Genomic DNA, 14,933 nt, shown 5'->3' on the forward strand with positions numbered 1-14,933 from the left:
AACAGGTCGGCGACTGGGAGCATTTCCGGCGCGCTACCCCAACGCCATCCAGACACTCTTGAGCTCGGAATACTCTTCCAGCGAGTGGTGAGACTTGTCACGACCGTTACCGGATTGCTTGACGCCACCGAAGGGCACGGTCTGATCACCACCTGCCCAGTTGTTGACGAATACCTGGCCGGACTCGAGGCGACGCGTCACACGCATGATGCGATCGATATCCTGACTCCAGAGACCCGCGGCGAGGCCATAATCACTATCGTTGGCCATTGCCACCGCCTCGTCCTCGCTATCGAAGCCAAATACCGACAGCACCGGGCCGAAGATTTCCTCACGGCCAATGGTCATCTGGTCGGTAACGCCATCGAACACCGTCGGGCGAATGAACAGCCCCGGCCCTTCCAGCGCCTCGCCACCGGTACGCAGTCGCGCGCCTTCCTCAACACCCTGACGAATGAAGTCGAGTATGCGCTCATATTGCGTCTGGTCGACGATCGCGCCCATGAAGCTCTGCGGGTCGAGCGGGTCTCCCGGCTGCATTGACTCGGCGGCCTTGAGCACCTTGTCCACAAAGGCTTCACGCACACTATTCTCGACCAACAGGCGTGACCCCGCGATGCAGACCTCACCCTGATTGTGGAAGATCGCCTCTGCCGCGTGGCGAGCGACTCGGTCCAGATCGCGACAATCCGCAAATACCAGATTGGGGCTCTTGCCGCCGCACTCCAGATAGACGCGCTTGAGGTTGGATTGCCCGGCATACTGCATCAGCATCTTGCCGACACCGGTGGAGCCGGTAAACGCCAGGCAATTGACGTCCATCGACAGCGCCAGCGCCTTGCCCACGGTATGACCGAAGCCCGGCAGCACCTGGAACACCCCTTTGGGAAGCCCTGCTTCAAGCGCCAGCTGCGCCAGCCGCAGCGCCGATAGCGGTGATTTCTCGGACGGTTTGAGAATCACACTATTGCCTGCCGCCAACGCCGGTCCGATCTTCCACGCTGTCATCATCAACGGGAAATTCCACGGCACGATGGACGCCACCACACCGAGCGGTTCGCGCAGCACCATCGCCAGCGCATCCTCTCCCGTTGGCGCCACTTCGCCGTACATCTTGTCGATGCACTCCGCCTGGTAACGGATGGTGCCGATAGCTCCCGCCATATCTCCCAGCGAGCTCATGATTGGCTTACCCATATCGAGGGTGTCCAGCAACGCCAGTTCATCACGGTGCTGCTCCATCAGATCAGCAAGCCTGAGCATCACCTGCTTGCGCTTGCCGGGCGCCATACGCGACCACTCGCCACCACGAAACGCCTCTCGAGCATGGGCAACGGCCTTGTCAGCGTCCGCCGCATCACAGCTGGCGACGCGCGCCAGCACTTCGCCGGTGGCCGGGTTGATGGTTTCGAACGTTTCGCCACTTTCGGCATCGACGAACTCGTCATTGATGAAGGCACGGCATTCCAGTTCAGTCTTGAGCTGCTCAGCCAGGTCGCGCCAACCTGCCAGATCCTGAGGACGTGTCATGCAGGAGTCTCCATGTGGGAAGGTGTTGTGGTCTTGACGGTAACGCCCTGCTGCTCGAGTCGGCGCATGGTCTCGTCCAGTGCCGCATGCGCGAGACGCACCAGCTCATCAACCTGTTCAGTGGTTATCACCAACGGCGGCGAGATCACCATGGTGTCACCAACCGAGCGCATCACCAGGCCAGTTTCAAAGCAGATATCACGGCATAGGTTGCCCACCGCCAGTGTCTTGTCGAAGCGCTTGCCACTGGCCTTGTCGGCGACGATTTCCAGCGCCCCGATCAGGCCGAGAGAACGCGCCTCGCCGATCAACGGATGCTGTTCCAGCTCCTTCCAGCGCCTGGCGAGGTGCGGGCCGGCAACATCACGCACGTGCTCGACCACCCCTTCCTGTTCCATCAGCTGTAGATTCTTCAGCGCTACCGCCGCACAGGTCGGATGACCGGAGTAGGTAAAGCCATGGTAGAACTCACCGCCTTCGTCGATCAGAGTGCTGGCCACGCGGTCGCCGACCAGTACGCCACCGATCGGCAGATACCCGGACGACAGTCCCTTGGCGATCGGCATCAAGTCGGGTTCGATGCCATAGTGCACACTACCGAACCATTCGCCGAGACGACCGAAGCCGCAGATGACTTCATCGGCAACCAGCAGAATGTCGTACTTTGCCAACACCTCCTTGATCGCCGGCCAGTAGCTGTCCGGGGGAATGATCGCGCCACCGGCGCCCTGCACCGGCTCGGCGATGAAGGCTGCCACCTTGTCGGCTCCCAGCTCTTCGATACGCGTTTCCAGTGCTGCGGCACAGACCTTGCCGAATTCCTCGGCACTCAGCTCACGTCCTTCTCCGAACCAGTAAGGCTGGCGAATATGGCTGATACCCGGCACACAGGGGCCACCCTGCTCATGCATCGGCGCCATGCCACCCAGACTCATGCCCGCCACCGTGGAGCCGTGGTAGGCATTCTCGCGACCGATGATCCACTGCTTCTCCGGTTTACCCTTGAGCGCCCAGTAACGGCGCACCATACGCAGCACCGTGTCATTGGCCTCAGAGCCAGACCCGGTGAAGAACACTCGATTCATATGCGCAGGCGCCAGGCGACATAGCGTCTCGGCAAGCTCTACCGCAGGCGGGTGCGTGGTCTTGAAGAAATTGTTGTAGTACGGCAGCTGTTGCATCTGCTCGGCTGCCGCCGTCACCAACTCCTCGCGACCATAGCCGAGATTCACACACCACAGGCCAGCCATGGCATCGAGGATCTGATTGCCATCGGCATCCTGGATATAGATGCCTTCAGCCGAAGTGATGATACGGCTACCTTCCTCACCAAGCGCCTTGAAGTCGGTGAACGGATGCAGATGATGATCGCGGTCGAGCTGCTGGAGCCTCGCGGTATCTGGCGGGGTCATGGCCCACTCCTTTCATGAAAGAATGCCGATAGAATTGTTATGTTTTAATCAACATATCGATCCGCATGCGGAATGCCAACCTTTTTCGTATCACCACGCGCCATCCATAGGTAACTTACTGATTATAAGCATTAGACCATCGTAGGACTTCTATATTTCCTGAAAATATTTCAGTTCCATACTAACCATACGCCACCAGATTGGTCGCCTATGAATAACGAAACAGCGGAGAGATTCCAACACCGAGTTGCCCGCAACGTGGAGCGATCCACGGCTTCCTGAGCGGCCATTTCCCGAAAGCATGATCGCCATGGGACAATCCAGGCTACTTATAGGCAGGTAACACAGAGCGGCCACCCGAGAGCGATGTGATGAATATTGAACAGCCAGGCAAGCATGAGCACCAGAGATTGGTGGAGGTATGGGAGGCATCCGTACGCGCCACGCATGACTTTCTCGACGAGCAGGACCTTATTGCCCTCAAGCCGCTCATCCTCGAGCAGTATCTGGATGCCGTCGAACTCAAGTGCGCCAGGAACGAGGATGGAGCCATCGTCGGCTTCTCTGGCGTACACGATGGCAATCTGGAAATGCTGTTCGTGGCGCCACAGGCACGCGGTACAGGCGTGGGCTCACTGCTGATCAGCCATGCCATCCAACATCAGGGCATCACCAAAGTGGATGTCAACGAGCAGAATGAACAGGCACTGGCGTTCTACAGACACATCGGCTTCCAGGTGACCGGACGCTCACCGCTGGATGGCCAGGGCAAGCCCTATCCCATACTGCATATGTGCCTGGGCACGGGTTAGCAACGCATAGCAGGCCCTGCCACCGACGGCGGTTACCTCTACACCAGCGCACTGTCAGTCAGATGCTCAGAAAAGAACGCCAGCAGGTGCTGATGGTGGTCGTTCTCGGCAACGCTTCTCGGTATATGATCCTCACCTTGATAGTAATGGACCGAAGGGTTGCGTCCATGATCCACCAAGCGTTGTTCGAGACGACGTGTCATATCCACGGTCCATACCGTGTCGGCGGTACCATGAGACAACATCAATGGGCCAGCATATTGTTCAATCTCGATCGGCGTTGTAGGCAACAATCCTTCGTGAGTCCCCCGCCACGTCCAGGCACGCTCCGCAGCATCCCACGCCCGCCAGTCAGCCTCGCCTACATCACGATACATACGTGAGTCAAAGGCCGCACAGATACTATCGGGCGGGCTATGTGCAGCCAACGCATCCGGCAAGCCGCTCATTCCTTCCCGCGCCATCAATGTGGCCATCAGCAAGGCATACTCCGCACCACGCGACACGCCATAGACACCAACACGCGACTGACTGAAGTTAAAAGCACGCAGCGCCGCCAGTGCTTCGACACCTCGGTCCAGCGGGCAGTCACGAATATGCCCCGCGTTCCAGGCATTACCGCCCTCGGAGTAGCTGAAGGGAAAAGCCAGGAAGCCATGCGCGGCAAGGATCACCGCGTTGCGATGGCTCCAGCCTGACCAGGGACCTTCAGATCCGTGCAACACCATAACTGCGGGAAAAGGCCCATCACCAGCGGGACCATAGGTTGTGCTCCACTGATCCTGAGACAAGGGCATCAAGCGCCTGACGATCTGCAATTCCATTGCAACCTCTCTGATTCCTGAGTTCGATTTCTAGAACCTGGAACCCTGAACCTAATCCAAGTTCAGGATTCCAGGCTTTTCGACCAGTTGACCGCAACAGCGGCTCTTCCGCCATCCATTTGACGCCTCCATAGCGGCTAACTAGTTTGAGTTGACACTCCAGCTACGACAACAAAGCCAATGGAGGCTGTCATGCATACTCCTCGCTGGTGGCACCGCTCGCAGCAAGGCAAGTATCTCGTTGGTGCCGCTTCTGCCTTCCTGCTCGCCTGCTCGACCGCCAACGCGCAGTCTTCGTCATCGGAAGAGATTCCTCGACTGGAATCCACGCAATGTGTGACCGACGCACTGACAGCGTTGAACGCCGAGTGTTACACCTTCCATGGTTACGAGAACTGGGACGAACCTGGCGATAACCTCATCGAGATTCCGGTTGCGGTGATCGAACCGCAGCACGGCGAATCCCAGTCAGACGAGACGCAAGACGTACCGGTGTTCTTCTTCCCCGGTGGACCAGGCTACTCATCACTGGGCAATCAGGACTATATCGAGCAACTGCGCAAGGACATCGGCAACCGCACGCTGGTGACGATGGATCATCGTGGCTACGTCAATGCCAAGCCGGCGCTGGAGTGCCCTGATTACGCCGATGTTTCTCCCTATCACAACATCATCCATACTCCTGCAATCACCTCGTCGCTGAAGCCCATGGAGCGACTGGAGACGATCACCAGCGCGGTGGAAGACTGCTACCAGAAGCTCAGCGATGAAGGTATCGACGTTGCGCAGTACAACCAGTACAGCGTGTCACGTGACGTTGAAGAGATACGCAAGCTACTGGATTACGATGAGATCGACGCCTTCGGTTCCTCGACCGGCAGCGGCACAGTCGTGTCCTTCATTCAGTATTATCCCGATAGCGTACGCAGCGCGATCCTCGGCTGGCCGTGGTTCAGCCACCTGCGCAACCGCCCACCTGTCGACGAGTTCTACACCGCCAAGCAGACCTTCACCGATACCCTGGCACTGTGCGCCGCCGAAGATAAGGCCTGCCGTGACATGCTGCCGAACTGGCTGCTGGCCATCGACCAGGCGCGTCGCAGCCTGGATGCCAGGCCCTACATCGTCGATGTCGAGGATGATGCCGGCCACAGCGAGACACTCTATTTCGATGGTGCCGCCTTTCTCGACACCCTCTACCTGATGCTGCCTGCGGACTATGCGGAATTGCCCAGCCTTGTCGCCGATATCAAGGCCGGCGACTACACCCGCCTCCGGGACTTCTTCCTGATCGACGACTACTCCGCCGAGACCGAAGCTCCCAATTACGCACTCGGCTACTTCCTCGCCCATGTGTGCGGTGATATGGGCAGCAACCGTCCCTCGCGAGCCGACTCGATTGCCGCTGTGCAACGCGAGCCAGCGATTCTCGGCTTCGAGCCACCCTGGGTCTGTGGCTGGTGGGGCAAGGATGGTGACGTGCCCAGCGAGCACAATGTGCCGCCGGAATCCGACACACCGGCACTGGCCATTCACGGTCAGATGGATCCCTGCTGCGGCACCCGCTGGAGCGATCAGCTACGCCGGACCATGCCCAACGTGCAAGCGGTGGAGTATCAAGGCCTGGGCCACAACCCAGTCAATGAATGCCGCTCGACGATGATCCAGGCGTTCCTCGACGACCCCATGGCAACTGTCGATGATAGCTGTCGGCAGGAAGTGGCACTGGAGCCCTGGGTGATCGAACCACCGCAATAGCGGTGGTTCGCCTATGCTTTCACCTCTCAGCCTTATTCACTTCTCACACCCCTTCATACCACCATTCCTATCACCACTAATGAACAGATGAGTACGCCCCCATGAAGCCACAACAGCAAAAGGAACTGCTCCAGACGCTGCAGGAACGGTTCGAAAGCAACATGAATCGCCATCCGGATATGTCCTGGGAAGACGTACAATCTCGACTGGAAGGCAAGACCGCCAAACTGAAAGCGCTGTACGAGATGGAACGCACCGACGGTGAGCCGGATGTGGTGGGGCTCGATCAGAAGTCGGGCGAGTACCTGTTCGTCGACTGCTCAAAGGAAAGCCCCACCGGCCGCCGCAGCCTATGTTTCGACCGCGCAGCGCTGGAAGCCCGCAAGAAGCACAAGCCGGAGAGCAGTGCTGCTGATGTGGCCAGGGAGATCGGCATCGAACTGCTGACCGAAGACCAGTACCGTGAGCTGCAGCAGTTCGGCCCCTTCGATGCCAAGACATCGAGCTGGATACAAACCCCTGACAACATTCGTCAGCGTGGCGGCGCGCTGTTCTGCGACTACCGCTATGGCACGGTCTTCACCTACCACAATGGTGCCGATTCGTATTATGCGGCACGAGGCTTCCGCGGCTTGCTACGTGTCTAGATCGGAGTCCTGCTATCCAAAGGAGACGCTGGATGAGCAACCTGATTCTCACCACCTTCGATTGGGTTCCCGAGATGCCACGCGGCTTTGTGCGCGATCTACGCGTGCGCTGGGCACTGGAAGAAGCCGAGTTGCCTTACCGTGTGGAAGGCGTGCCCTTTGCCGAACGCGGGGCCGAGCATTTCGCGCATCAACCCTTTGGCCAGGTTCCCTGGCTGACCGATGGCGATATCTCGATCTTCGAGAGTGGCGCGATCCTGCTGCATCTGGGTGAGCGCAGCGACGTACTGATGCCCAGCGATCCACGCGGCCGTAGAGAGACTATCGAATGGCTGTTCGCGGCTCTCAACTCCGTCGAGATGGCGAGCCTTCCCTGGGCGCTGTACCTGTTTACTGGTGATAGCGAAGACACGCCCGGCCGGAGACTCCTCGACAGATTTCTCGCTTCACGACTCGAGCATCTCGAGCCGATCCTCGCCAAGCGCGAGTGGCTGGCGGGAAGCTTCTCGATTGCCGACATACTCATGGCGGATATACTGCGCCTTGTCGATCGCTTCGATGGGCTGAAGGACCATCCCGCCAGTCGGGCTTATATTGCTCGCGCCACGGCCCGCCCATCTTTCGTCAAGGCCCACGCCGATCAGATGGCGCATTTCGCTGCTGCAGACTAATGAGGCCCAGAGCGGACCTTCCGACATGTTCAGGCGATATGATGCTCGCTGAATAGCGGATCCCTCTCTCCCACCATCCTCACCATCATTTGATACCAGAAGGACGCTCATGGATCAGGATCAACTCAAGGCGCTATTCGATCAGCAGGCTGAGCACTACGACACTCAATGGACGAAAATGGCTCCGATCAACAATGGGCTGTATTTCCTGCTTGAATCGGTTTTCGCCGAGCTTCCGACAGACGCGCGCATACTGTGTGTCGGCGCCGGTACCGGCAGAGAGCTGATCCACCTCGCCAACACATTCCCCGGCTGGCACTTTACCGCCGTGGAGCCTTCCGGCCCAATGCTTGATGTTTGCCGACAGTCCGCCGAAGCGGCATCCATAGCAGCACGCTGTTCCTTTCACGAGGGATATCTCCATTCTCTTCCCGAAGTCGCCCCCTTCGATGCGGCAACCAGCTTTCTGGTATCCCAGTTCATTCTGGACAAGAGCGCTCGCTCGGGATTCTTCAATGAAATTGCCACCAGGCTCAAACCGAGCGGCATACTCGCCAACGCCGATCTAGCATCAGACACCAGCTCCGCGGAATATCCATTGCTGCTGGAAGTGTGGCAACGGGTGATGTCTGGGGCCAACCTGTCCGCCGAAGACTTGAGCAAAATAATGGAAGCCTACGCCAGAGACGTGGCGATTCTTCCGCCCACCGAAACAGCAGCCATCATGCAATCCGGGGGCTTTGAGACACCGGTTCAGTTCTTCCAGTCCGGGTTGATTCACGCCTGGTTTGCCCGGCGCCATTCCGAGAGAGCCGCCTGATGACAAGCAACGTCGTGATTCTGGTCGATGTACAGAACGTGTACTACACCACCCGCCAGACCTTTCGCCGCAACTTCGATTACAACCGTTTCTGGTCGAGGGCCACCTCGGGCTGCAACGTCGTCAAGGCCATCGCCTATGCCATCGATCGCGGCGACCGCAAGCAATACGAGTTTCAGAACATCCTGCGCGCGATCGGCTTCGAGGTGAAATTGAAGCCCTTTATCCAACGAGCCGACGGCTCCGCCAAGGGCGACTGGGACGTCGGTATCACCATCGATGCTCTCGAGTACGCCGAGAGCGCGGATCGCGTGATACTGGTCACCGGCGATGGAGACTTTGCAATTCTGGTCGACAAACTGCGCCTGGATAAAGGCAAGGATGTCGAGGTGTATGGTGTTGCGAGGTTGACCGCCAACTCATTGATCAAGGCCGCGAACACCTTCACTCCCATCGACGATGAGTTGCTGCTGAACTGACGTGCGCCAGTTCGATCCCGGCGGGTCCTTTCCATAGGTGTAGCCGTTTTTCCACCAGCGGAGGTTGCATCTACCCTTGAGGAACGAGGTTCTGTCACACCAGTGCCGTTCAGGCAAAACGGGGGCATACATGGTCTATCAGGCATGTTTCAGGAACTATCACCTAGCAGTGCTACCGGCTATGGCGCCGACCTTTCCAACGCGCCCACAACCCCGTTTCAGGGGTACAGATACGGTGGGCATGGGAGCGCAGAAATGAGCACAAACGACCCGCGCCCAACAGTGAGCGTGGCACACATTGTCCTGCAGACCGACCGGATGGAGGCATCCGCCGAGTTCATGCGCACCATTGGCATGCGACCTATCTTCGATGGCCCCACAGTATCCATCTACGAGCTGCGTGGAGGCACCCACCTGATCCTGATGCAGGATGACACTGTCACAGCAGGTGACGCAGCCTTCGACCTCATGGTGGATGATCTGCACGAGATGCATCAGCGACTGACATCACAGGGACTTGCGCCCTCACCCATCGAACCGCGCCCGGAAATCGACCATGAAGCCTTTACCGTCCGCGAGCCCGCCGGACATGTCATCACGGTCTTTTCCAGTCACGTATCCAACAACCCTGTATAAAGCGAGGTGCCCCAGTGCTGCAGCAAGTCGGTGGAGTGGCAATTCAGCCCAGGCACAGGGCGACATGCCACTGCAACCCGCGGGCGTGACCAACCCCCTGGCCGGCCCGCTTTCATGAACAGTGTGTAGCTCAAGCTGTGATGCTACGGTCGAGCAGCTCCAACATGCCGTCAGCGATTTCCTTACCATGGGTTTCGATGGCGAAGTGACCACTATCGAGGAAGCGCACCTCGGCGTTCGGGTTGTCACGCTTGAACGCTTCGGCACCAGGCGGCGTGAAGAACGGGTCGTTCTCGCCCCAGATCGCCAGGGTTGGAGGTTGGTAGCGACGGAAGAACTCGTGTAGCTGCGCGTATTGCTTGATGTTCTCGCCATAGTCCAGCAGCAGATCCATCTGTGCCTCGACGCCAATGCGTTCGATGGCGGCATGCGCCAACTGGTAGGTCTCCGGCGGAATCAGCGAAGTGTCGCTGACGCCTTCGATGTACTGCCACTTGATCATTTCATAGGTGGTGAACCGGCGTAGCGCCTCGCGGTTGGCGGCAGTCGGCTCGGCCCACGCCTTGCGCATATCCGCCCAACCGGCACTCAAGCCCTCTTCGTAGGCGTTACCGTTCTGGCTCAGGATCGCGGTGATCTTGTGCGGGTTCTTCACCGCCAGACGCCAGCCGACCGGCGCGCCGAAATCAAACACGTACATGGCGAAGCGATCCAGCTCCTTTGCCACCGTGAAGGCATCGATCACCGACGCCAGGTTGTCAAAGGTGTAGCTGAACTCAACACCCGGCATGACAGAGGTCTGCCCGAAGCCAGGCAGATCGGGGGCGATCACATGGTATTTCCGAGCCAGTTGCGGGATCAGATCACGGAACATGTATGACGAGGCTGCAAACCCGTGCAACAGCAGCACGACAGGCGCATCCGGTGAGCCAGCTTCGCGATAGAAGACGCTGACGCCCTGGATTTCCATGCTTCTGTAGTGGATCTGAACGGGGCTTTCCGCGGTGTTGGTTGTGGCGGCCAATGGCATTTCGCTGGTGTTCATGACTTTACCTCGACGTTAAAGTTGGTGCGCAGCCTCCAATAACCTCTATAATTTATCCATACAGGTTACTTGGACTGAGCATGGACCACCCCATCATAACCTGTCAAAGTATTTTTTAGAGGTTACGAGATGACGAATACAGGAACACCGCACGACGCCAGCGCATCCGAGGCACCGATGGTCGGCGACCATCTCGCCATGGACTTGCTGAATACGGAGGCGCGCGACAACGGTGAGGTCATTGAATACTGGAACAGCGGTAACGATGTGCTCCAGTGGCTGGAGCGAAGCAGAGGCGTTTCGGCATTGGAGGACAAGGCGGTAGACCTTGCTGAGTTACTGACCCAAGCGAAGGCGCTACGGGCACTGGCGCGGCAGCTTATCGTTCAGCGCAAGGAGGGCCAACTGGGTGATGTCAGCGGCCTGAACGAGTACCTGAATGCCTACCCCAGCGTCCCGCATCTGGAACGCGATGGCGAAGACAACCTGATAATGACCCGCACAGCGTGCGGTGAACCGATGGCCTCCCTACTCGGCCCCCTCGCCGAGGCAGTGGCGCAGTTGCTGGTTGAAGGCAACTTCACCCTCGTCAAACAGTGCGATCACCCGGATTGCATCCTGTGGTTCTACGACCGCACCAAGGCGCACAAACGCCGCTGGTGCAGCATGGCCTTGTGTGGCAACCGCTACAAGGCGGCTCAGTTCAGGAAAAGAACCGGCAGCGCAACGCCTTGAAGCGCAGTGCCGGCAATGGTCGGCCAACCGCTTGGCGCAAAATCGGTTTCTGGCCACCAGCAGGAATTGCACATCAGGGCTCAATCGATGATGGTGGCCTAAACAGGTGTGGAGCGGTATGGATAGGTGCTGATAGATAAGTATTGATAGCCTGGTATCAATAGCCAGGTATAAAGAGGCATGCGCGTGTCGCAGAAGCCTTTCGGGCTGACGTGGAGAGGATAGTTCTCTTTCACCGGGGACCCTATCCTGGCTGGGAAGCGGTTAACCTCCTCATGATCACCCAAGGCTGAACACCGGACCATCACGCACCCCAGCAGGAGCACCTTGAATGTTCTTCTCTCTACAAGGCCATGGACGCGGCCTGGCGATGGCAGCCGCAGGCGTCACGGTCCTGAGCTTCGACAGCCTGCTGGTTCGGCTGGCAGCGACGGATGGATGGAACATCATCTTCTGGCGGGGTGCCCTGATGGCACTATCGCTCGGTTTGCTGTGCCTCAGTGGGCGCCGGCTGGCAACGCTGCGTGGGAATCCCGGCGTTTCACTGTTCTCTGCCATAACGCTGGCTATCACCTCCAGTCTATTTGTGCTCGCGGTCATGAACACCAAGGTCGCGAATGTGGTGGTCATCCTGAGTGCCGCCCCCCTGTTTGCTGCCATCTTCACGCGTTGCTTTCTGCATGAGACGGTAGCCATGCGCACCTGGCTGGCGATCATAGCGGCCATGGTCGGCATGCTGATCGTCTTCTCTGGTTCGCTGTCCGGTGAAGGCCTGCTCGGCGATATCTATGCAGTGATCGCAGCGGCCGCCGTCGGCGGTAACCTCACCCTCCTGCGCCGCCACCCCAACCTGGATAGAATTCCCCTGATTGCCATAGGGGGCGGCTTATCAGCGCTGATTGCCTGGCCGATGGCAACGCCACTGGCCCTGTCGACACAAAGCTACGGCGTATTGGCACTGATGGGCCTATTACAGATGCCGCTGGCCACCGCACTGATCAACAACGCGACCCGCTATCTGCCATCGGCGGAAGTTGCGCTGTTCTATTTGATTGAAGCGGTGTTTGGCACCCTGTGGGTGTGGTGGTGGTTGGATGAGCAGCCACCGCAGGCGACCCTGCTCGGCGGCTCCTTGATCCTGTTGACGCTCTTCATCAATGCCTGGCTGGGCCTACGCAGCTCAACCCGCCGAATGGCCCAGCCTACCGGCGAGTACCGCAGCCCATAGCGGCCAACTCGTCCGTCTGGAAGCAGACAGTCTGCCGTTGCGCCTCCCCGGAGGCGCATATTGCTCTCGCCAGGCACGGTACCGTCGATGAATAGAGCCCCAATACGGTCAGCAGTATCATGGAGATACCGTAGGCCCCTCGATATGAGGGCAATGTCGCCAACCACTTGTACTGAAAGTAAAAAAGCCCCATGACAATCGCCATCAGGGCTTCTCTTCTCTTCTCTTCTCACCACACCACACCACAACATTCCCACTAATTCTGTCCAGGCCCGTCTCACCAACAGGCTGTTGTTACTCACTACGGCACTGCCACTGATGGCGGTACCAGGCCAAGTCAAGGCCTGGTACCGCCAAACGCATCATGGTTACCACGATACGACAATTCAGGTGCATCCTCGCGAGCAACGCTGAGGTTTCCGGAATGGAAATGACTCAGCAAATGCCTTCATCTTCGTGAGTCAGACAACGCTAGAGGCACCATGGCGCATCCTGGCACTACCGCGACACCTGGCGACGCGATAGCCAACCGCCCCAGCGATGAGCAGCATGCCACCACAACCGACTGCCAGCACGTATGCTCCGAGCGTTGCTGATCGAGATAGCCCGTACTCGCTGGCATATCCGGAAAGGGTATCTGCGTACTGGAACCATAGAAATGCACTAACCAGCACGCCTGAGAGCATGGTAATGATGGCAATCCAGCGAGTACCCCGCTCCCACGCCGTTCGTGACGCCTCACTCGGGCGATGCAAGCTCGCTAGATAATCTCGCTCCGCCTGACTGACCTCGGTCAGTCGTGAAGCGATAACAATAGCGACCAGCGCAGCAATCGCACTGATCACCACGGGATGCAGATAAACAGGCAACGAGATCCACTCAACCTGGACTGCAAGCGAGAGCAGGAGGTTACCAGCGAAACCGACGATCAGACCCCAGGCCGCGCCGGCAGCAGTAATGCGTCGACTCCAGATACTCATTAACGCGACCGGTCCCCATGATGAAGCAAACAAGGTCGCCGCGAACCACACCACAGCCATCACCGCCGGTGGCTGAAAGAGCGCCAACAGGAAGGCAACCAGCCCCGCCAACAGCACAGAGATACGACTGGCACGCATCGCGGCAGCCTCGCTGCGTGAGGCTGGCAGGATATCATTGGCGATACTGAAGCCAATGATCGACAGGAAGGTCGAGCACGATGACAGGCCCGCGGCGAAGACCCCCGTCAGAATAATCATGCCTAACCACGTCGGTAGCACGTTGAGCGACGCCCAGATCATGGATCGTTCGGACTCAAGATCCGGCATGTAGAGGTTTATTGCCGCACCGGTAAGCATCATCAGCGCGTAGAAGACAGCCAAGGACACGGCCGTCAGCATCGCTGAGCGCATCACCACATGCTCGTTGCGTGCCATCAGATAACGGCTCGACTGCCAGGGACTAGCTGCCAGCACGGCAGCCCACACCAGCCCCAGTGTGACGCCCCAGGTAGCAGCCTCCCCCGGTGTACTGAACTGGGCACCGTCCCCCTCCAGCACACCATGCCATAGCGCGATTCCGGGTTTATCGGTTTGACTCAGCAAGCCACCAATAACGCCCTGCCAGCCGCCCAGGTCGCTGATGATGTAGATGGACCCACCGATAGCGGCCAACGAGAAGATCACGAACATCACGGTATCGGTGAGCACTACGCCAGCCGATCCCGAGTAGAGAATGAAGCTGGTGAAGGTGAGCCAGACCAACAGCAGGCCCATCCAGTAGGGCAAGCCAGTCAGTTCCTCGAACATGATGCCCGCGCCTTGCATGACGCCAAGCAAATAAGCCCCCAGCCCCACCACTGTAGTGATTCCCGCGATGCACTGAACCCTACGTGATGCGAACCGTTTACCGAAGAACTCCGGCACGGTAAGCGCTTCGCTGCGGCGCAGATAACGCCCAAAGGCCAGCGCCCCCAACAGGCACCCCGAGGTGCTGATGGCGGCGAAGATCAACATCACAAACGGGTAGCCTGCATAGGCGAACCCTGTCTCACCAAGGAAGGCGCTGGTGCTGAGATAACTTGCTACCAGCGTACCGAGAATCAGGAAAGTGGGGGCGTTACGTCCTGCGACGAGATAATCGTCAAGGTGTTTGACGCGCCGCCCTGCCCAATTACCGATCAAGAAATAACAGACGAGACTGAAGACGATAGCAAGCGTATAGCTCATGAGGCTCTTGTTCTATGGTTGTTGGAAAGTCCGTCATCCTAGAGCTTACCTATGGGCACAATATGTCCTGTGCACGTCACTCACCAAAACGACGGCGACATCGATGCAGGTACCCGCTCTCTGCTTGAC

At 58.5% G+C, this 14,933-nt stretch carries 14 protein-coding genes; 9 read left to right on the forward strand and 5 right to left on the reverse strand.

Translation table 11 applies throughout. From position 1 onward, the window contains the following. Positions 1-33: 33 nt before the first annotated feature. Entirely contained in the window at positions 34-1,530 is a 1,497-nt protein-coding gene (locus tag AR456_RS12110) for an aldehyde dehydrogenase (RefSeq protein WP_021817112.1), read from the reverse strand. Further along, on the reverse strand, positions 1,527-2,942 hold the full coding sequence (locus AR456_RS12115; RefSeq protein WP_021817111.1) for an aspartate aminotransferase family protein: 1,416 nt from the start codon (positions 2,940-2,942) through the stop codon (positions 1,527-1,529). Before AR456_RS12115 ends, AR456_RS12110 begins: the two co-directional genes overlap by 4 nt. A gap of 371 nt (positions 2,943-3,313) precedes the next feature. Here AR456_RS12115 and AR456_RS12120 point away from each other — a divergent pair, with 371 nt between their 5' ends. Beyond that, positions 3,314-3,754, forward strand: a complete 441-nt coding sequence (locus tag AR456_RS12120; protein ID WP_021817110.1) for an acetyltransferase — start codon at positions 3,314-3,316, stop codon at positions 3,752-3,754. Positions 3,755-3,792: 38 nt separating this feature from the next. On the opposite strand, the gene AR456_RS12125 is transcribed toward AR456_RS12120, so the two are convergent. Then, on the reverse strand, positions 3,793-4,578 hold the full coding sequence (locus tag AR456_RS12125) for an alpha/beta hydrolase family protein (protein WP_021817109.1): 786 nt from the start codon (positions 4,576-4,578) through the stop codon (positions 3,793-3,795). Between the two features lie 192 nt (positions 4,579-4,770). Between AR456_RS12125 and AR456_RS12130 the strand changes: the two genes are divergently transcribed. The 6 genes from AR456_RS12130 (at position 4,771) to AR456_RS12155 (ending at position 9,589) form a co-directional block, all read left to right on the forward strand. Next, positions 4,771-6,336 carry an alpha/beta fold hydrolase gene (locus AR456_RS12130; RefSeq protein ID WP_021817108.1) on the forward strand — a complete coding sequence of 522 codons (1,566 nt, stop codon included), beginning with the start codon at positions 4,771-4,773 and terminating at the stop codon, positions 6,334-6,336. A 101-nt stretch (positions 6,337-6,437) separates the two neighbouring features. Further along, the gene (locus AR456_RS12135) at positions 6,438-6,983 is read left to right on the forward strand and encodes a DUF4256 domain-containing protein (protein ID WP_021817107.1); all 546 of its coding nucleotides are present in this window, start codon (positions 6,438-6,440) and stop codon (positions 6,981-6,983) included. A gap of 32 nt (positions 6,984-7,015) precedes the next feature. After that, a complete protein-coding gene (locus tag AR456_RS12140) occupies positions 7,016-7,654 on the forward strand; it encodes a glutathione S-transferase family protein (protein ID WP_021817106.1) in 639 nt (212 codons plus the stop codon). A 109-nt stretch (positions 7,655-7,763) separates the two neighbouring features. Continuing rightward, positions 7,764-8,474: a class I SAM-dependent methyltransferase gene (locus tag AR456_RS12145; protein ID WP_021817105.1), complete on the forward strand. Its 711-nt coding sequence runs from the start codon at positions 7,764-7,766 to the stop codon at positions 8,472-8,474. Next, a complete protein-coding gene (locus AR456_RS12150; RefSeq protein WP_021817104.1) occupies positions 8,474-8,953 on the forward strand; it encodes a LabA-like NYN domain-containing protein in 480 nt (159 codons plus the stop codon). The genes AR456_RS12145 and AR456_RS12150 overlap by 1 nt, the downstream gene beginning before the upstream one ends. A 255-nt stretch (positions 8,954-9,208) precedes the next feature. Beyond that, positions 9,209-9,589, forward strand: a complete 381-nt coding sequence (locus AR456_RS12155; RefSeq protein ID WP_021817103.1) for a VOC family protein — start codon at positions 9,209-9,211, stop codon at positions 9,587-9,589. Positions 9,590-9,719: 130 nt separating this feature from the next. Here AR456_RS12155 and AR456_RS12160 read toward each other — a convergent pair whose 3' ends face one another. Further along, complete coding sequence (locus AR456_RS12160) at positions 9,720-10,634, reverse strand: alpha/beta fold hydrolase (protein WP_021817102.1); 915 nt, start codon at positions 10,632-10,634, stop codon at positions 9,720-9,722. 129 nt (positions 10,635-10,763) lie between these two features. On the opposite strand from AR456_RS12160, the gene AR456_RS12165 reads away from it, so the two are divergent. Together AR456_RS12165 and AR456_RS12170 are read left to right on the forward strand one after the other, a co-directional pair. Further along, positions 10,764-11,369: a CGNR zinc finger domain-containing protein gene (locus tag AR456_RS12165; protein WP_031206866.1), complete on the forward strand. Its 606-nt coding sequence runs from the start codon at positions 10,764-10,766 to the stop codon at positions 11,367-11,369. 331 nt (positions 11,370-11,700) lie between these two features. After that, positions 11,701-12,597, forward strand: a complete 897-nt coding sequence (locus AR456_RS12170; protein WP_021817100.1) for a DMT family transporter — start codon at positions 11,701-11,703, stop codon at positions 12,595-12,597. Between the two features lie 461 nt (positions 12,598-13,058). Here AR456_RS12170 and AR456_RS12180 read toward each other — a convergent pair whose 3' ends face one another. After that, the gene (locus AR456_RS12180) at positions 13,059-14,804 is read right to left on the reverse strand and encodes a sodium:solute symporter family protein (protein ID WP_021817099.1); all 1,746 of its coding nucleotides are present in this window, start codon (positions 14,802-14,804) and stop codon (positions 13,059-13,061) included. Between the last annotated feature and the right edge of the window lie 129 nt (positions 14,805-14,933).

It is taken from the genome of Halomonas huangheensis, from assembly GCF_001431725.1.
Taxonomy (GTDB): Bacteria; Pseudomonadota; Gammaproteobacteria; order Pseudomonadales; family Halomonadaceae; genus Halomonas; species Halomonas huangheensis.